Genomic DNA, 19,414 nt, shown 5'->3' with positions numbered 1-19,414 from the left:
AGTTGTGATGAAGCTGTTCTTTGCTGCAAGTATGACGTTTCTGTTGGTTGGCCAGGCAACAGAGGTGAAAGAACTAGATCTCACGAAGCCTGTTGCAGGGCTTAGTAGTCTCGGTGTTCCGGGCGGGACAATGGGATCGTCTACTCCATCCTTCGACTATGAACTGCCATTCCGAGTCATCAACAAGTCTTGCAGGTTGGAAGCCGGAGGCGATGCAATTGTCGAGTTGTCGATGGTTAACCATGGCAATGAAGCTTACAGCTTTCCGATCTCGATAGACCAAAGAACGACTCATCGAGGTGGGACTCACAATCGCAGAATAATGTACGTGGAGGCCCAGATCGTTGGTCCGAAAGATGATGTCACGAACTCCAAGGGTCTTTATGCGCTCTATTCCTCAACTGAGGATCCTGGTTCGGCAACCCAAATTGCTGCAGGTGAGCAGGTAAATCTTCGATTGAGATTCAGTAAGGCTAGTTCTCTACTCACGACTGCCGACAGAGTCCGGATCACTTTCGGCGAAACGGAACTCAAGGATGCATCTTTCTTCATCGCTAGAAGGTCAAACACGATTCAGTCGACAACCACGGCCTGTCCGATATCAGCCGCCTGAGTTTGGCGGGATCAGAGTACAGGGAGAAATTGAAGGGGGTTCTCCCTGCGCGATTTAACAAGCCGAAGTGATGACACGTCACTTCGGCGACCAGTCTTCATCGCTTGGTCGGGTTCTACTGTTTCTCTCTGCCGCTGTCGCAACCGCAGCGGCAGACTCCACACCGGATAGAAGCCGTGCTTAATTTACCGCGTGAAGAGACGAGCCAGAGCCCCTATTGCACGGTAATTACAACACGCTGGTACTGCGTTAGGGCGGGCGTGCCGCTGTCAGTTCCTTCCAGAATCAGGTGGATCGTATCGCCAACCTTCGCGTCCGCGGGAATGACGATGTTGGTTTTGAGCGCCTCCGGGCTGTCAATCCGGACACTGCCTCCATAGGAACCCGCATCCTTGTACTGCCACCACTTCACCTTGACGCTATTGTGATCAGGGTCCGATGCGGCGCCTTGAAGGGCCACGGTGCTTCCCGCTTTGGCAGTTAGATCGAGCGGGCCCTTCACGGTCACTTTGGGTTCGTGATTGGCATCCTTGAAATTGGGCGTGACGGACCACTTCAGACGAGCCGCGAAGTCATTCTGTGAGGCAGCAAAGAATCTATTATTCAATGCCAGGACCTCAGGAGGCAGCGGCGACCGCCTCATCCCTTGCGGTCGAGCCTGTGGTGCTGGGGCATTGGCAATATCGGGTACGTTGGGATTCTTCTGACCCTGCGCCGCGAGTCCGGGTGCAAAGCCCGCGTCATCCGGAGGCAACGGCCCTTGAATCGGAATGATATTCAGCATCGGTCCGGCGCCGTCTCGCCAGATTCCTCCCCAACCGCCCCAACGCCCATTCTGCGCTCGCAGACCATTGTTGAGGAGATTGAGGAATGTCGGAGTATCTCCCTCGCTGATGAACGAGTCCTTCTCTTGAGCCTGGCGTCCCATTTCACGCAATTTGTCTACTGTGAATCCAAAGGTGTCGGTCGGATCCATCACGACACCATCCTGCCACACACGATACAACGCCCCTAAAGGTCCTTGATTGAGAACATTCTCTCTTGTCCATGGACCGCTGATATAGACCATGTTCTCCGGGGAGAGCGAACCGCGAATGCCATAGCCGTATTCAACCATCGCCAGCGACCACTCGGCTACATCCGGCCAGTTCGGCTTGATGTAGCTGTTATATGTCCCGTCCTGGTCACCGAACGGAATAATCACCAGCTTGCGCGATATCTTTTCCTTGACGCTTTGCCACTGTGGCTTATCGTGGCATTCCATATAGATCGAGCGCAGGGCGCGTGCGATCGTGCTCTGTCCGCCCTGCGCCGTAACGTACAGCGGACCCGGTTTGTCATCCATGAGAAGAGACTTGATCAGATTCGAGCCATCTGTGTCCCTTGAGAAGTCGCCCTCAAACTCAACGTTGCCCCACTTGATCTTGGACTTCAGCAACGCCGGATCCGGATACTCCGGATTATGGACCTTCAGGTTCTTGTAGACCTTGGCATACGCATCAACGATATGGTCGATGAACGCCTCCTTCTCCGGGAAGGGCCATCTGTACGTAGTGCAGCCCTCTGGACATGTCTTCGCGCGGGCTGCTCCCCATGCAGGACGGAATTGCGTTGTCCCTTTGCCATCACCCTTCCAGTGAAAGGTCGACTCCTGGTAGACCAGCCCTTCCACATTGAAGTCAGTTGTATATAAGATCGCGCGAATCAGCGTGTCGTTGTCATCCAGCTCAGGGTCGGCGGTGATGACGACGCGAGGCTTGTTCGCGGAGATAGACGGTCGTTGCGCCAACGCGTCCACTACTCCCAGGGAGCCCAGCAACAACATCAGGTAGAACTTTTTATTCTTCATAATCCCTCGATCTTCGATATTCGTTTGATCCGATGTTTGCTCAGGTCGCTTTGGTTTATCCCAAAGCACGCAGATCGGAGTCCAGCACCGACCGTCAGAAGGAGACTCGCAGAGAGCGACTACAGCAGTTGCTTTCAATATGACTCCTCCTGAATGAAACAGGAGCCAGCATATGAATCCGAGATTTCCCTGTCAACGAATTAATTTCATTGCCGCATAAATATGCAATAGTAAACAGACAACACGCGAGACGCAAGATCTCACGATTAATTGAGATACCGCATATTTATGATCAACGAAACGTTTCGCTTTTATTGGGCGAAAGTTGAAAGTGTCTTCGCTCGTTCCGGCGACGCTTGGCGGCAGCGCGATCCGGATCCGTCGTCGCCGCGAGCAGGGTCGGTCGAAATGTTTGGGAACTAAAGGCTGCGACAATGATTCGCATGATGAATCTAGCAGGCTTTGACCTCAATTTGTTGGTCGTTCTCGATGCGCTCCTCACCGAGGCCCATGTGGGACGAGCTGCTCGAAAAGCCGGCCTATCCCAACCGGCAACCAGTCACGCACTCAACCGCTTGCGGCATTTGCTATCGGATCCGCTGCTCGTCCGCATCGGTTCCCGAATGCAGTTGACACCACGAGCTGCCCAGTTGCGCGATTCACTTCCCGATTTGTTACATCAGCTGCAGAATACCCTGAATGCCAGGCCATTTTCGCCGGAAAGCAGTGATCGAACTTTTTCAATCCAGATGCAGGATCATGTTGCACATTTGGTTCTTCCTCCACTTGTCGAGCGTTTGAACGCGGAGGCACCCGGAATCACACTGTCCCTTGTGGCATGGCAAAGCCCTGTCATGCTGGCCCCGGAGCGATATCAAACTCTTGACTTTTTGATTTCATGTGCCGACATTGATCTGCCCGGGTTCTATCGGAGGTCCTTGTTCACGGACACCGAGGTCGTGGTTTTCCGAGCAGGTCGATCCCTACCCCGTCACCTCAGCCGCCTGGACAGCTTCCTTACTGCGAAGCACGTTGCCGTTGTCGGTTACGGAGCCTCTGAGGACCCAGTGGATGTTTGGCTTCGGCAGGAAGGACAAACGAGAAGAATTGCCTTGCGCGTCCCAAACTATCTACAAGCGCTGCAAGCGGTAAGCCAGACAGATCTAGTAGCCGTCGTGCCAAAGCGTTTTGTAACAATTTGGATGAGTCCCCTTTCGTTGTCGATGACACCCCCGCCGATCAATCCGGGAAAATATCGGGAACAACTCTTTTCCGCTTTGCGAACGGAACAAGACCCGGCGTCGATATGGATGAAGAATCTTATCGTTCGAGTCACTCGCGACATCTAGAAAATCGTCTGCACCTCTACGATTTGATAGCTGACATCCCGTGTCGACATTCACGCAACAGCGTTCAACGGCGGCGAAGTTCGCTGCGGACAATCATTCATATCCTGCATATTGTTCATACAATCAATGCATTGGACGAATAACACAGGATGACCTAATCTCGCCAGTGTGGGAGAAGATCGCATTCGCGTGCCATCAAAAGACACACAGGAACGGAGAAATTCGATGCAAGAATTGCAATCGCGCCCTTTGTTTACGATCAGCATGACTCTGGATCCAGTGATGGAAGTTGGCAATACGCCTGCCGGACAGCGCAGGGTATTCACGGTATCCGGTGGGCACTTCGAAGGAGACCGTCTCAAAGGAGTCGTGTTGCCCCAGGCCAGCTCTGACCTCTTGCTGGTTCGAGCCGATGGGTCCTCTCAGCAGGACGCTCGTTTAGTTCTGAAGACAGATGACGAAGCTATTATTGTCATGACTTACCGTGGCGTGCGACACGCTTCGGTCGAAGTTAGCGCAAAAATTGCCCGTGGGGAGAACATTGCAGCTTCTGAATACTATCTACGCACAGCTCCGTTTTTCGAAACTTCCGCACTGAAATACGCATGGCTCAACAAAATTGTGGCTGTTAGCATTGGCGAACGACAACCCAATGGCGTCAGCTACCGGGTATTCGAAATCCTTTGATCGCGAGAACAAGCGCGGTTCTCTCACTCATGACCGATTTGGCGAAGCCGACCGGTTCGATCGCTTCGCCATGTGTGCAAAGGCCTCCATCCGCTTATGCGTGAACTTCATTGCGCGGAGCGCCAGAAATTGGAAGCCACTTCTGGCAGCGGCGCTCACACGACTACTCCATTACCCACCCATGGCTGACGATGATCGACTGCCCCGTCAGCGCCAGCGTCCTCTGCTGAGCGAGAAACACGGCCGCCTCCGCAATTTCATCGGTCGTCGTGAACTGGCCATCTACGGCATCCTTCAGCATGACCTTCTGAACGACTTCTTCCGCAGTGATGCCGAGGAGTTCGGCCTGCTCCGGTATCTGTTTCTCGACCAGAGCAGTACGGACGAACCCCGGACAGATCACATTCGCCCGCACGCCGTATTGTGCTCCCTCCTTGGCGACCGTGCGACAAAGTCCAACAATTCCATGCTTCGCCGCAACATAAGGCGCCTTCAACACAGAGGCAATCTTCGAATGAACAGAGCCCATGTAGAGAATCGTTCCGCCCCGCCCAGACCGATACATATGGCGAAGACACGCTCGCGTCGTCAGAAACGCTCCGTCCAGATGGGTTGATGTGACCTTCTTCCAGTCGCTGTACGTCAGCTCATGGACACCCGCGATATGTTGGACTCCCGCATTGCTGCAAAGAACATCCAGACCGCCATACCGCTGAAGAACATCCCTTACACCACTCTCGACCTGATCTTCCTTCGTTACATCCATGGCGATACCTGAGATGTTCGCTAGCGCAATCTTCTGAAGACGCTCTGCTGCCGCCTCCGCGCTTTCGCCATCTACGTCCGCTATGGCAACATTGGCACCTTCTATCGCAAACCGCTCGGCAATGGCATAGCCGATTCCCGATGCTCCGCCTGTAACAAGCGCAACCTTCCCCTTCAGACGCATTCCGCCTCCGTGATTGCAAGGAAGTTTAACTCACTTATGGCAATAGATTTACAAGCAGCGATGTGGATCAATTTCGTTTTTTATTCGCCCACGATGATCCCATGAAGGTATGCGGTCAGAACCGGCGAGTTGACTTCGAACGGCCGGGCTCTTCCCTGGTTGTCGCCGCTAGTCTGGTGCTCGCCATCCGTACGGCAAAGAAGACCGTTCCTGACACTCATTGGGTCAAAGAGCGATTGGGAGAAAGACGTGAAAGATTCCATCGAAATAGCCCACATGGTACTGTGTGAGGCCATCCAAAAGCATCCTGGGCTGTTCCAGCACAAAACTGTCCCTTGGTATATGCCGGAGGATCAGGACGTGCCCGAATGACGCAGGACGAATTCAACGCGCAATGGTCCTTAGACGAGCTACCGGCTTGTGAGGAGGGATGCTGTTGCTCAAAGCTTCCAAGTACCGGCGCGATGGACCTCGCAGATTACTCAAGCCACGAATACACTATAGACATCGACCCTCTAACGAGTTTTTGATGCTGAAGGTCTTATTTTTTTCGCTTATGGTAGTGTTTTGTACCGCAAACACCGGCCTCTCAAGAATCGGACCTTCTTCCTGAGATCCCCAAAAGTAAACATTGCCCATTCGGGGCGATGGCTTTCCGAATCAATCCAGAAAACACCAATATTCAGATCAATCTCACTCGATACTATCGCTCGGTGGATGCGAAATTTATGGACCTCGAGTGAATCCCTCTTCTTATCTCGGCCGCATACCGTGCAGAAAGACACTTGCCCATGACGACGATCCGGATAACGCGTGCAATAATTCTGCCCAAGGTACGCCTGGTCCTGAGCAGTATATGCGCATCCGTAACGCTGTTGAGACTCGCACCAGTGGAGCTGTCACCGGAACTTGGCGTATCGAGTATGTCCGCTGGATCGATTTCTTAACCGTCACCTTCGCCGATGGGAAAAGATGGTCCGCTTCAAACGACTCACGCTGCTCATTTGTGGTGGAACGACCAAGTCCCAGAGATAGAAAGAGGTCTATCATTCGTCCGGTAGGAAGCCAATTTCAGTACGACCCGGTGCCTCCAGGGCAAGACTATCAGCGGTGAGGCCCCGACCTTGCGAGGAAGGACGCTAGGTAGATGATGCAGCCCGCGTGCGATCGTCCACATACCTTGTCTGTCCATTCCACACGTCGTCATCAGAACGCTCCTGCCTGTTTTCCGGGGGTATGATTTTCAACAAACGGTACCCCTGGATTCCCAGACGAAAATGATAAAGGCTGCGACTTCTTTTGTTTATCGAGGGTCACTCAAGCCGGCGGCTCTGATGCGCTGGGGTGCCTTCTGCGTCCTTCTCCCGCTCTTATGTCCACTCCGGTTCGCAATAGCTCAAACACCTGCGGGGCACTCCGCCGATCGGATCGTTAACACGGATACCGCGCAGCAAGCGCATGTGAATCCGCGTACGATCACGTTGCCCGTGGTCGATGGAAAGGATATCTATTTCAGGCGACTTTCCACAGAAGAGGGACTGTCGCAGAAGAGAGTATCCCAGATCGTACAAGATGATCAGGGGTTCATATGGTTTGGTTCGCAATACGGATTGAACCGGTACGACGGCTACAAATTCAAGGTGTTCAAACATGAGCCTGGGCAAACCAACAGTCTGAGCGGGATGTTAATTTCGGCCCTTTTCAAAGACCGTTCCGGATCGCTCTGGATTGGATGCGAGGGGTTTTTGGATAAATTCGATCCGGTTTCTGAGACATTTACTCATTACCGAATCGATCCAAATAGGGCGGCCGGAGAAATAGCTCCTGTCACCCACATCAGCCAAGACCATTCCGGGATGTTGTGGCTGTCAACCCGCAATGGACTATTTCAATTCAACCCGACCACCGGTGACGTGAAACGCTTCCGTCACGACCCCAATGATCCTTCAAGTCTTGGCGATAACGACATCCAGGCCACGGCAGAAGACAGTACAGGAGCATTCTGGGTTTCGACGAGCCAGGCCCTGAATGAATTTGACCGGAACACCGGAAAAGTTAGACGTCAGATTAATTTAGGCGAATCCGGGGTGGGGCTTTGGTTTCACGAGGATCGCTCGGGCGTTTTATGGATCATCTACGGGTCCGATGGACGAATCGCTACCTTTGATCGCATTGCGAATACGCTTATTCGTTACAAACTCGACTGGACGAGTGGTCTAAGGAATCGAACCATCCAGGCATATACCATGCTGGAAGATCAGCAGGGGACAATGTGGTTCGGTACCGGCGCCGGTTTGTTGAAATTTGATCGGGAGCATCGACGCTTCATCGGCTACAGCCACCAGCCTAACGATTCCAACAGCCTCGCCGGTAATCGGGTAATGGCCTTGTTCCAGGACCGTGAGGGCAACATTTGGACTGGCATGCACGAAGTAGAACCGAGCTATTTCGCCACCAAGCCACTGTCGTTTGAGAACCTTTCTCACGAATCTGATAATCCTGACTGCCTGAATCCGAGCTTGATCAGCACGATCTATGAAGATCGAAATAACGTTTTGTGGGCCGGCGTCGATCAGCGCTTGAAGCGCATTGACCGCAAGTCCGGCCGGTGCTCTTTATTCCACCCCGCCGGTGGATCTGAAGTGCTCTCGATCATCGAAGGCGGCCAGGACATCCTTTGGCTTGGAAACGCGGGTCCGGGATTGCTGCGATACGACCGGAGAACCGGCACTCTTAAGGGTTACGCTCACAATCCGGCGGACCCCACAAGCTTATGCAGCGGTGTCACTGATCGATTGCTTATTGATCACACCGGAAAGCTTTGGGCCGCGACCTGGGACGGCCTTTGTGGTTTCAATGCCTCCAGTCAGAACTTCACGACCTACAAGCCGACTCCAAATACCCGCGGACTCAATTATTTCGCAATCGCCGAAGACAGGAAAGGCGACCTTTGGCTGGGTTCTAATGTCGGCGGTTTGCAGCGTTTTGATCCATCCACCAAGCGCTTTACCGAAATCTACGAGCACGACACCAAGGATCCAACGAGCCTGAGCAATAACCGGGTAAACTCCGTCTATTTTGATCACTCAGGAACGCTGTGGGTTGGGACTCAGGACGGGCTCGACAAATTTGACGCCAAGACACGGCAGTTTCGGTCCTACTATGAGCAAGATGGGCTCTCTGGAAATGTCGTGAGCTGCATCCTTGAGGATCGTCGCGGCAATTTATGGATGAGCACCAACAACGGATTGTCAGTACTCGATCCCTCAAAAGAAACATTCAAGAACTACTCCGCAGCCGACGGACTTCCCGGCCCTGACTTGACCGGTTGGGGTGCATGCTTCAAGAGTCCAGGCGGCGAGATGTTTTTTGGGGGATTCAGCGGAGCCGTTGCCTTTCATCCAGACCAGGTCGTGGACTACACCTACACTCCCCCCGTGGTCCTCACCAATTTCAGACTGTTCGATCGCCCCGTGACGACTGGACCTGATTCCCTTCTCAGCAAATCCATCGCCTATACCAGTTCACTTACTCTCTCCCATGACCAGAATGTCTTTTCCCTGGAGTTCGCCGCCCTCAGCTATATCAACTCAGCGACGAACCGCTACCGGTACAAGCTCGACGGTTTAGACCACCAATGGCACGAGGTGGGAAGCAACCAACGATATGTGACGTATACGACCCTTCCGCCTGCCACATATACCTTCCACGTGCAGGGAGCAACGAGCCGAGGGCCCTGGAGTGAGCCGGGGCTTGTATTAACGATCCAGATCCTGCCTCCCTGGTGGGCGACCTGGTGGTTTCGTACGCTCTGCATCTCGGTTTTCGCGGCGTTCCTGGCGGGAATTTATCGATTGCGTATTCGGCAACTGCGACAGGAAGAAAAGCATCTGCGTGAGGTTGTGGAAACGATTCCGGCAATGGCATTCACTGTCGGGCCCGATGGATCGCATGAATTCGTCAGTGGGCGGTGGCTGGAATTCACCGGATCCACCGAAAAATCTATCCTGGGATTTGGCCGGGAACTTGCCGTGCACCCTGACGATCTTGAAGCACATTTGACCAAATGGCGAGCATCGCTGGAAACCGGCGCTCCCTTTGAAAATGAAGCACGCCATTGCAACTCACACGGGGTATATCGCTGGTTTCTCGTTCGTGCCTTGCCGTTACGCGACCACCATGGAACGATTCTCAAGTGGTACGGAATTCTAACCGACATCGAGGACCGCAAACGTGCGGAAGAAAAACTTCAGGAACTTCGCACAAACATGTCACAAACGTCGAGGACGTCGATGGGCGCAGAGATCTCCGCATCCATCGCGCACGAGATTAATCAACCACTGACGTCCATACTTGCAAACGCGCAGGCATGTTCCCGTTGGCTGGGGCTCGCTGTTCCAAACATCGAGCAGGCAGTCACGTCTGCCGGGCGCGTCGTGCGGGATGCGCGATCGGCCGATGCGGTCATGCGCAATATTCGATCGTTGTTCAAGAGGCAACCCGCACTGAAAGCTCCCTGCAATATGGTGGATCTCGTTCGAGAGGCTGTAGGCCTCATCAAAGAGGATGTAAATCGCCGGTCCATCCCCATCGAGTACGACTATCAAGAGCCGGTCCTCATGGTCCTCGTGGATCGTTTCCAAATCCAACAGGTCATTATGAATCTGGTTGGAAATGCAATTGACGCAATGCAAGGCAGCGATAGACCGCCTTTTCTACGCATTCGTATCCGACAGACGACGGACCGGCGGGTACTCACAGAATTTATCGACAACGGATGCGGCTTGCCGCTAGATAGTTTGGACAATATCTTCGATGCGTTCGTCACCACAAAGAAAAACGGGATGGGCATCGGGCTTGCCATCTCACGTTCGATCTTAGAAGCTCATGACGGACAGCTTCGAGCGGAAAACAACCCAGACTTTGGAGCTAAGTTCAGTCTTCTTTTAAGCGCGCCACAGCCAACGATAGCGAGTGACTGAGGCGCAGGCCCACCTCGCAGGACGATGCAAATGTGGGTTTGCGGCTACGATGGCTCGTTATAGATTCCCAGATCCACAACATGAAAATCATCGTGGCTTCCCTCGATCGAGACCCGCACGCGCGAAGCGATCACGTGTGAAATGCGGTGGACTCTCACAGCATTCCGATCCTTACTCTCAACGATTGTTGACCAACCCGAGCCATTCCATGCTTCGAATTTGTAGCTTGCAATGCGACTCTCGCTGTAGCCATCCCGCTGTCCCACCGGCTCAACCAGTGACAGTACGTTGAAGCTCTCGCGCCTGCCAAAGTTCACCTCAAGCCATCCAGAGCGATTCCCTTCTCCTACATTCCAGCTCGAGTGATAGTTGCCGTCATTCGCCAGGTCCGGTCCCACCGTATCCGGATACGAACTCGCATGAATCGGCTTTGCCGCCGCCAGATTCGGTGTCGTAATCACGATATGTTCGTGCACTTTCTGCATCGGTCCCGAGTGCTTCCATGCCTGCCCAATCTCCTTGAGCCGGGCCACGACATTCGGCGCAAGCTGACCACTACGGTCTGGCGGCGCATTCAGAATCAGATTGCAGTGCCGGTTATTGAGCGGTATCAGCCACTCGTTCACCACGGTCTCTGTCGCTTTCAGAGGCGCCTGAACATCGGCCTGTTTCCAGAACCAGCCGGGCGTAATCGTTACGCATGAAAATGCCGGCAGGTCACTCTCCTGAGGAACCTTCTGCCCTGCGTTCTGCTCAAACGCCTTCAAATCCGAATAGTACAAACCGCCGGAAGGAAACTGACTCGCATTCAGATCCGATACCAGGCAGTTTGGCTGCATCGACTTGATATGCCCATAGATCTCCGGAAACGGCATCTCCTCATACGCAATCCGGCTCCAGGGCGCATTCCATCCATCGATGATCAGCGCATCGATCTCGCCATAATTGCTGAAAAGCTCCGTAAGCTGATCTTTCACCAGTTGGATCTTGTCCGGCGTAATGTTGAAGTGCCGAATGTCGTCCCGTAACGACAGGATCGAGTAATACAGGGCCACACGCAGGCCGGCCTTACGGAACGAATCGACATACCGCCGTACGATGTCGATCTTGTGCGTCGTTTGGGCAACGCTCGCACCTCGCGTCTTCGTTGGCCAGAGGCAGAAGCCGTCGTGATGCCTCGTGGTGAGGCATCCCCATGTCATGTTGGCGGACTTCGCAGCTTCAGCCCATTGATCCGTATCCAGCGCCGTCGGATGGAACAACGTGGCTGGTGAATCCGGATCGCCCCACTCACGGTCCTGGAACGTCGCCATATTGAAATGGACAAACATCCCAAAGCGCAGATCAATGAACCGCTGCTGGAGATCGACCAGCGGCTCACCCCGTCTCACTACAGGCTTAGCCGCACCTTCGGTAAGCGCCAGTGCCCCCGTTGAGGGCAAAGCAAGTGACGCCGCGCCCGCCATCCATTTACAGATCTCCCGTCTTGTCTGCATCTATCCCACCTTAGTATCAGGAACCGCCATGATTCTTACATTCCCAGTTGGCCATTGCTACGTTGCCGCCAACGTCCCCCAAAACAGAACTGATGTCTCAGATAACTCTGAGTGCAAGCACATTCACATTCTCAGCCTGAAACGGCTGAGCCAAATTGACCGTTATGGATCTTTCGTTCTGCGAGAACCGCAACATTTGATTTGTAGCTAACGACCGTACGGAGGCAACTTTCCGCTTGAAATCTGGAAGCGCGAGCGTCCCGTTCGCCGGCTCTAACAGATGCACATAGACATGGTCTTGTCCGGAGGTTGTTCGGACTCCGGCTACGTTTTGAATGGGGCCGTACGTGGTGTCGAAGATTGATTCGCCATTGACTTCCAGCCAATTGCCAATGCCCCGAAGGCGTTCCTGAAACTCGGGCTGTACGAGACCGTCTGGTTGCGGTCCAACATTGAGGAGGAAGTTTCCGCCGCGGCTGGCAACCTCAACGAGCGCACGAATGAGATCCTGGGTGGATTTGAAGTTATGATCATTCGCGTTGTAAGCCCAGGTGTTGTTAATCGTCATGCAGGTCTCCCACAACTGAAACTCGCTGGCCGGTGGCACACCGTCATGAAATACGACATTTGTATCGATCGCATGCACTTCCACATCTTTTGTGGGAATCGCTTTTGGGATGAACTGTTCCGGAGTCACGAAGTCGCCACGTACTCCAATGCGATCGTTGACCAGGGTGTTGGGTTGAAGCTTATGGATCAGGTTAAGAAATCGTTGACCATCGTACTTCCGCTGATGCTCCAGACCATCGAACCATATGACTTTGCAGTCTCCGTACCGTGTCAACAGTTCCGTGAGCTGCAGCTCCATATAGTAGAGGTACGACGACCACTCGGGACGATCCGGCTCCCCATCCCAGTTCTCTTTCGTCAACTTCGATGTGTCGCGGAACCCAGGATGCGTGAAGTCCGGGGGCGAGTAGTAGAAGCCAAGAGGCATCCCACGCCTTTTGCAAGCCTCAGAGAGCATGGCCAGGATATCTTTCCCGTAGGGCGTCTTTGTAATTTTGTAGTTCGTGTAGTCCGAATCAAACATGCAGAAGCCGTCATGGTGCTTCGTGGTGATGACCATGTATTGCTGAGCAGCGCTACGCGCTACGTCGATAAATTGATCGGGATCGAACTTTACGGGATTGAACTGCTTCGCAAGCGCTCGATACTCGGCTTCGCTAATCTTCCACTTCTCTGAGGGTCGAATGATGGGCCATGATGCTTCCACGCTAGCCAGGGAATACGGGCCCCAGTGAATGAACATGCCAAATTTTGCTTTGCGAAACCATGCCATCCGAGGGTCATCGAGGTCACTCGCATGCGCGAAGCGCGGAAGCATGGAGAAGGCGCCGGCAGCAGATGCCAGTTGAAGGAAACGACGTCGAGAAACAATTTGAGCGCTCATAATCACGAAAAGCCTAGAGAGAGTTAGACACATATGTCAAACAAATTCGGTAATTTCCGGGAGCGTATTGTGGCAGGGAATAATTTAAGCGCTCTTTTCAGAAAAAATAAACACCAGACAGCTTATTTCGTCGCCTGGGCGAGCACCACTGTCGCCAATAAGAGCGGAATGATACCGAGTACAAAGATCGCGAGTGCGCTTCGTGAAGAATTCTTCCACTCCCCCGAGATAACACCCGCCACGCACGCAGTAAGGACCATCGTGATCTGATAGATAGCCCATCCAGCAGAGTCGCCTAGAGGGCCTAGCTGATAGGTTGCCAATCCATAGATCACAACCGCTGAAATCCATAGGAGGCCCATCAGTCCACTCCACAGTGCGTCCGGGAGAGGCTTTCTTAGATCGCCCCAACTGCGATTTCGGACCAGTAGATAGAAGGAATAACCGAAGTTCGGAATGAAGCCTCCGGCAAGGGCCACCGGCCAGACAGCGACAACCGCAACGGCCGGATGCGCCCCCAGTTTGACGGCGGCTTCATTCATCGCTCCGCCAAACGAGAAGGACAGGTTCAACATCGAGGACAACACACCTGAAATGGTGGCAATGATGAATCCCGACAGGTAGCTTGCTTGGGCAGGTGCGTTTTTCCGGGAGTCTCTCATCTGCCCCGCCCAGCCGGACAACCCCACGCCGAGGATCATCAGCAGACAGCCACACAACAGCAGGAGACCTTTGCCATGGAACAGATCCCCGTGCTGGTGCGCCAGGAAGGGGACGAGCATACCGAAGACCGTACCCAGTCCAACGACGAGGGTGAATCCCAGTGCCATTCCAAGCCGCTGGACAGCGACGCCAAAGAGCACCTGCGCCACGCCCCAGCCGAAGCCAAATGCAAATGAAGGATACAAGTCGTGGAGGCTCAAACCCCAATACAGCATTGGCCAGTCTGGCACGAGATAGAGGGAGAGTGCAGCCGGGACCAGGATCAGCGATACGAAGCTAAATACGAGCCAGGTGCACTCCCATCTCCAGCCTTTGATCCGCCCGAGAGGCGACATACAATTGCCAACGAGAATTCCACCCAACAGCGCTAAGGCAACTCCGAGGGTATGGGATGTCATATCAGGTCGCTGCTACTTCCGGGCTCTTGTGGTGTTTGATACCGTCCATCCTTGACTACCGCCGGATTCACAAAGTGCGTGCTCAAGTGGGGAATGTACTCGAGAAACGTCCTTGGATGTCCCATCGCCACATGATTGAAAAGTACGAGGTGCTGATGAATCTGCCCCATATCGCCCACGTGAGGCACTACAGGCACATCAAATTTTCTTGCCAGCAAGCTTACCGTTAGAAACTCGCTCACTCCTCCCAGGCGCGTGCAGTCTGGTTGCAGGAATTTGACACATTCCGCCTGAAGGAAATTTTTAAAGATCACCCGGTTGGGGACGTGCTCGCCGAGGGCTAATGCTACGGGCGCTACAGCATTCGCCAAAGACTTGTGAGCGAAGACATCATCGGGGTGAGTGGGTTCTTCAATCCAAAGTGGAGCTAGCGCTGCAAGCTCTTTGCAGGCGGCTAAAGCCTGCGGATAGTTCCATTGCTGGTTTGCGTCAAACATGATGGTGGCCTTATCCCCGGCAACCTGCCGCAATCCTCGTGCGCGTGAGAGATCATGATCGAGCGATCCGCCGACTTTCAGCTTGAAGGCACCAAAGCCCGCATCAACGCTGCGACGGACTCTCTCCTCAATCTGAGCAGAACTGTATTGGTACCAGCCAACACTTGTGTCGTAGCCCGGATAGCCGGCCGTCAGAACATCTTCCCTCGTGCGACGAGACGAGATCTGCGCCGTCAGTAGCTCTGTGGCTGAGGTGGTGTCGAGTACATCTTCCAGATAGCTGAGATCCAGTAGAGATACGATTTCAGCCGGAGAGAGCGAGAGAAGAAGCTTCCAGAGCGGAACGCGTCTTGCTTTCGCCCAGGCATCAAAACATGCGTTGGTGATGGAAGCAAGCGCAAGATGAACAACTCCTTTATGCGGCCCCAGCCAGCGAAGCTGTGCGTCATCGGCCAGCACGCGAAATGTCCGGCCAAAATCCGACATCAGGTTTTCAATATCCCGGCCTGCCAATGGGAGACTGAGAAGATTGATTGCGTTGCACACCAGCTCATTGCCCCGCCCCATGGTGAGGACCAGTCCGGTTCCAGTAACGCCGGCATCGAGAGTCAGCTTTGTTACAGCAAAGGAATATTCGGGGTCGGAGTGCACTGCGTCCGAGCCTGCGCCCGCTTCAAGCTTGAAGCGGCAGTCCTCGGAGGAAATCGTCTCGATATACATACTCTCTCCTAAAGTCGATAGCCAAGCTCAGCACCGCCGCTTACCGGCAGGATGCAGCCGGTAATAAAGCGGGCAGAGTCTGAAAGCAAAAATGCCGCAGCATCGGCGATGACATCGCCCTCCGGGCAATTGCCTAAGGGATGAATCCGATCAAGGTAGGACGTGATATCCGCTTCGTTCTCCTGCTCGGCGGCCCATCGCCGCAGCATCGGAGTCCACACACCTGCTGGACAGATGGCGTTGACCCGGATTCCATCCGTGGCATAGTCCAAAGCCATCGCCTTCGTAAGTGAGATCAGAGCTCCCTTTGTCGCGACATAAGCTGCATGGTTTGGCTGGCCGATGAGACCGACCATGCTTGCCGTGTTCAGAATTGGACCTTTCGTCGCTTTCAGGTCCTTATAAAAGTGCTTCGTTGTCCACAAGACAGACTTGAGATTCACCTGGAAGAGCTTGTCCCATTCCTCTTCATCCGTCTCATGCAGAGGCTTTGACGGGGTTGCGATTCCGGCATTGTTGTGGAGGGCGTCGACCCGGCCAAACACAGCCAGCACCGCCGATCTCGCGGCTTCCACCGACGCCGCACTGGCGACGTCACAGTGCACAAAGATAGTCTCAGGACCGATTGCGGCTGCAGCTTGTTCGCCTTGTTCGAGGGATACATCCAGAATTGCAACTCGAGCTCCCTCGCGGTGATAGGCGCGCGCGCACTCCATACCGATGCCCTGAGCAGCGCCCGTAACCACCACACATTTGCCAAACAGCTTTCCAGACATGCGCTCACGCTCCGACGAAGAGCAATATACATTTGAGCGCTCAAATATGTCTAGCCCGGAAATTGTTTCCGAAAATATCGCTACATTTACTGATTTAGGAGCAGGGCGATAGACGCATAAGCGCTCTCTTCAGGCGACGCCCCGTGATGGCGCTGCGCGTCCAGCCAGTATTGCAGACCAGCGTTCGTCCAGGGATTGTGTGCTAGCATCGACGCAATGCAATGATGATTCTGTCGAAGGCGACCCGTCTTTGACCACGATTCACCGGTATCTGAATGAAAGCATCAAAGAAAACTGTCGCCAGTCCGCCTCTCCTGATCAAATCCTCACTTGCAGCACGACTAAAAGACGAGATCGTCTCTGGCAAGCTCTCACAGGGCTCTCGCATCGTTGAGAAGTTCTGGGCAAGTAGATTCGGAGTCGCTCAGACGTCAGTGCGTGAGGCCATCAACATCCTCATTGCCGAAGGCTTCGCCACCAAGAACTCGGGGCGCAGTGCTCGTGTCACCTCGTATTCTCCCGGTAAGGTCGCTCAGATTTACGAAGTTCGTGCCGCATTAGAGGGAACGGCCGCCCGCATCCTTGCCCAGTCGGGCCAGGATCTTTCCACTCTCGAAGCTGCGATCACGCAAATGTCGAAGTCCATCAAGAATAGAGACCTCGCTGCCCTGCTTGAGGCGGATCTCGCGTTTCATCTGCAGCTCTGCGAGCTGCCCGGGAATGAAGTACTTTCTCAACACGCGCGCATGCTTCTGGTGCCGCTCTTCGCTTTCGTATCGATGCGCCTGGGCGGCGATGCGACGCTCGCGACAGCCTGGAAACCAGATCTGGAGCGCCATCGCGAAATGGTACGCGCTATTGCTGAAGGCGAAGCGTCGCTGGCCGAACTAACCGTTCGCAATGCTATTCTTCGGTTCGCGGAACGTGCGAACGAGATCTGGCGTTAACTTCTTTTCTCAAATGCAGACCATCGCTATCAGATTGGATTGCGAATTGGTCGCCTCCAAAGCGCACATGATGTAACTCTCCCTCAAACCCTCGTGGTGTTTCAGGGTTGGATAGCGTCAATTGCCGCCCCAGCTTCGGAATGTAGCCGAACAGCGTATTGATGATGGTCTCGGCAAACGCACCTCCGCCGGTACATTCCCGCATGCAGCCCTCACGTTGCGCGATCCGGATCGGTGCGTCGTACTCGCGCCGCCTTGGCCCATAAAACTCACGCGCCTGCGCGTAAACACCTTCGTAGATCGCCGCCCTGGTTCTCCTCAAAAAAAGGATGGCGTCCTTCCAGTATCCGAGGGAACACATGGCATCGACCGTAACCGCAGGCCATGCGTCATACGCTCCCATCGGACCATGGTCAGGACGGTCAGAGTTGGCAGCCGCTACATCCAGCATGGACTGAGCACGCATCCATTTCTCCGTGAGCAACTCGCGCTGAACAAACTCAACCATCTCTCGACGAACGGTTGGAGGCAGGTCTGCGGCCATGAACCTTCCGACCGTTGCAAAGTCATAGCAATGCCGCATTTCAACCCGGCTGCCATCCCGATGCACGCTTGCCCATACGCCTTTGCCAGGCTCATACAACGTCATCACAGCCTTGACCATCTCGGTGGCTTCCTGGCGAAGTTCGTTCGCTTCGCTGTGATTCCCGGCGAACTCTATGATGTCGGCATACTCACGCATCATCCAGGCATTTGCCGCATTAAAGGATGGGACCTTGTGGATATACGTAGGCACACATTCCAGAAGGTTAGGCGCCTCTCCGTAATCCGAAAGTTTGTCCGACGGCTCGCGTAACAACTTCTTCCAGTCTGTGGCGAGAACCTGCAGGCGCTCTTTTACCGTCTGGTCCGCGATCTTCTCATTCAGGAACGCCTTGTCCTGAGTCACGGACAGATAGGACCAGGTCAGCCGGAAGATGGAGAGATCGTTCGCGGCATAGCCTCTCAGATCCCATCCTTCCGGCGTTTTGATCTTCTCAGGCGAGGCCGGCCGTTTCGTTTTGAATACGATCACCGCGTCCTCGTGCGGATCCTGTTCCAGGAAGAGCTTGATCTGCTCTTTCATCTGTTTTGGTTCGAGCATCGCAAACAAGGTCGAAAACAGAGAGGTATCCCAGTAATAGACAGTGCCCTTCGCTCGCTCTCCACTGGTGATAAATGTCCTGTCACTCCAGAGATTGGTTCGGAGCAGGACCATGAGAGTCAGAACGCTTCGATAATAAATCTCGCTGATTGCGGAGTCCTTCGCGAACAACGTGGGCGCGTTGCCGGAAAAGAAATTGTTGCCGGGAGTGAAGGCGCTGTTCCAGCGATCTGTCCATACTCTCTTTGCGCGGGTCCACTCCGTCTCAAACCACAATGCGGGTGCTGTATCCAACGACACGCTATCGTCGACACTCGCTTTCATAAAGAAGCGAAGTTCACGCTGCCCTTTCGGCGGTAGGTTCAACTCCCATTCCACCCGGTTGCCCTCCGTGCTCTTGAGGGGCGAATCGAGAAATTGATAGATCGCTTTCATCTCCGATTTCTGCGATCCAGCCACGAGCTGAACGTCTCCTTTGACTTCCCTGCGGACGCCATCTGTATCGATCGATATCCGGATGGTCCTGACAGTAGCACTCGTGTTCTTAAACCTGACCCGCCATAAGATGGTTGAATCCTCCATAATGAGTCGATTCGTCGTCACTATTTCCAGATCCGCGGCCTGAACCCGCCTCACCGCCTGGTACGCAAACCATCTGCAATTCGAACTTTCATATACCTTGCCATCAATCGACATGCGGCATAACGGCAGCGTGTTGTAGATATACCAACGAGGTCCTGAACCTTCGTAGAGCTGCCCTCCCGGAAGGAAATTCACACCAACCAGGTCCGGCGCGCAGGCGGCCATCTCATGAAAATTATGAAGCGAAGG

Annotated in this window: 13 protein-coding genes; 5 read left to right on the top strand and 8 right to left on the bottom strand. The window is 54.0% G+C overall.

What is annotated here, in order from left to right; all coding sequences use genetic code 11:
• Positions 1–7: 7 nt before the first annotated feature.
• The gene (locus FTW19_RS13570; protein ID WP_147648135.1) at positions 8–613 is read left to right on the top strand and encodes a hypothetical protein; all 606 of its coding nucleotides are present in this window, start codon (positions 8–10) and stop codon (positions 611–613) included.
• Between the two features lie 214 nt (positions 614–827).
• Here the strand turns inward: FTW19_RS13570 and FTW19_RS13565 are convergent, their stop codons facing one another.
• Positions 828–2,462, bottom strand: coding sequence for a DUF1593 domain-containing protein (locus FTW19_RS13565; RefSeq protein WP_147648134.1), 1,635 nt, complete (start codon positions 2,460–2,462; stop codon positions 828–830).
• 434 nt (positions 2,463–2,896) lie between these two features.
• Between FTW19_RS13565 and FTW19_RS13560 the strand changes: the two genes are divergently transcribed.
• Complete coding sequence (locus FTW19_RS13560; protein ID WP_147648133.1) at positions 2,897–3,811, top strand: LysR family transcriptional regulator; 915 nt, start codon at positions 2,897–2,899, stop codon at positions 3,809–3,811.
• 225 nt (positions 3,812–4,036) lie between these two features.
• Positions 4,037–4,498, top strand: a complete 462-nt coding sequence (locus FTW19_RS13555; protein WP_147648132.1) for a DUF3237 domain-containing protein — start codon at positions 4,037–4,039, stop codon at positions 4,496–4,498.
• 163 nt (positions 4,499–4,661) lie between these two features.
• Here the strand turns inward: FTW19_RS13555 and FTW19_RS13550 are convergent, their stop codons facing one another.
• Positions 4,662–5,447 (bottom strand): 3-hydroxybutyrate dehydrogenase, encoded by a 786-nt coding sequence (locus FTW19_RS13550; protein ID WP_147648131.1) that lies wholly within the window; start codon positions 5,445–5,447, stop codon positions 4,662–4,664.
• Positions 5,448–6,907: 1,460 nt separating this feature from the next.
• On the opposite strand from FTW19_RS13550, the gene FTW19_RS13545 reads away from it, so the two are divergent.
• On the top strand, positions 6,908–10,429 hold the full coding sequence (locus tag FTW19_RS13545) for a two-component regulator propeller domain-containing protein (RefSeq protein ID WP_187142974.1): 3,522 nt from the start codon (positions 6,908–6,910) through the stop codon (positions 10,427–10,429).
• A gap of 44 nt (positions 10,430–10,473) precedes the next feature.
• Here FTW19_RS13545 and FTW19_RS13540 read toward each other — a convergent pair whose 3' ends face one another.
• The 5 genes from FTW19_RS13540 to FTW19_RS13520 form a co-directional block, all read right to left on the bottom strand.
• On the bottom strand, positions 10,474–11,925 hold the full coding sequence (locus FTW19_RS13540; protein WP_147648129.1) for an alpha-L-fucosidase: 1,452 nt from the start codon (positions 11,923–11,925) through the stop codon (positions 10,474–10,476).
• A 97-nt stretch (positions 11,926–12,022) separates the two neighbouring features.
• Positions 12,023–13,378 (bottom strand): alpha-L-fucosidase, encoded by a 1,356-nt coding sequence (locus tag FTW19_RS13535; protein ID WP_147648128.1) that lies wholly within the window; start codon positions 13,376–13,378, stop codon positions 12,023–12,025.
• A gap of 122 nt (positions 13,379–13,500) precedes the next feature.
• The gene (locus FTW19_RS13530; RefSeq protein WP_147648127.1) at positions 13,501–14,499 is read right to left on the bottom strand and encodes an L-rhamnose/proton symporter RhaT; all 999 of its coding nucleotides are present in this window, start codon (positions 14,497–14,499) and stop codon (positions 13,501–13,503) included.
• A complete protein-coding gene (locus tag FTW19_RS13525) occupies positions 14,496–15,716 on the bottom strand; it encodes an enolase C-terminal domain-like protein (protein WP_147648126.1) in 1,221 nt (406 codons plus the stop codon). Before FTW19_RS13525 ends, FTW19_RS13530 begins: the two co-directional genes overlap by 4 nt.
• 8 nt (positions 15,717–15,724) lie before the next feature.
• Positions 15,725–16,492: an SDR family NAD(P)-dependent oxidoreductase gene (locus tag FTW19_RS13520; protein ID WP_147648125.1), complete on the bottom strand. Its 768-nt coding sequence runs from the start codon at positions 16,490–16,492 to the stop codon at positions 15,725–15,727.
• A 275-nt stretch (positions 16,493–16,767) separates the two neighbouring features.
• Between FTW19_RS13520 and FTW19_RS13515 the strand changes: the two genes are divergently transcribed.
• Positions 16,768–17,439: a GntR family transcriptional regulator gene (locus FTW19_RS13515; protein ID WP_147648124.1), complete on the top strand. Its 672-nt coding sequence runs from the start codon at positions 16,768–16,770 to the stop codon at positions 17,437–17,439.
• Here FTW19_RS13515 and FTW19_RS13510 read toward each other — a convergent pair.
• Complete coding sequence (locus FTW19_RS13510) at positions 17,396–19,042, bottom strand: hypothetical protein (protein WP_147648123.1); 1,647 nt, start codon at positions 19,040–19,042, stop codon at positions 17,396–17,398. The genes FTW19_RS13515 and FTW19_RS13510 overlap by 44 nt on opposite strands.
• Positions 19,043–19,414 lie beyond the last annotated feature (372 nt).

The organism is Terriglobus albidus (genome assembly GCF_008000815.1).
GTDB lineage: Bacteria > Acidobacteriota > Terriglobia > Terriglobales > Acidobacteriaceae > Terriglobus > Terriglobus albidus_A.
The sequence above is the reverse complement of the archived record's forward strand: the minus strand, read 5'-3'. Positions and strand labels throughout refer to the sequence as shown.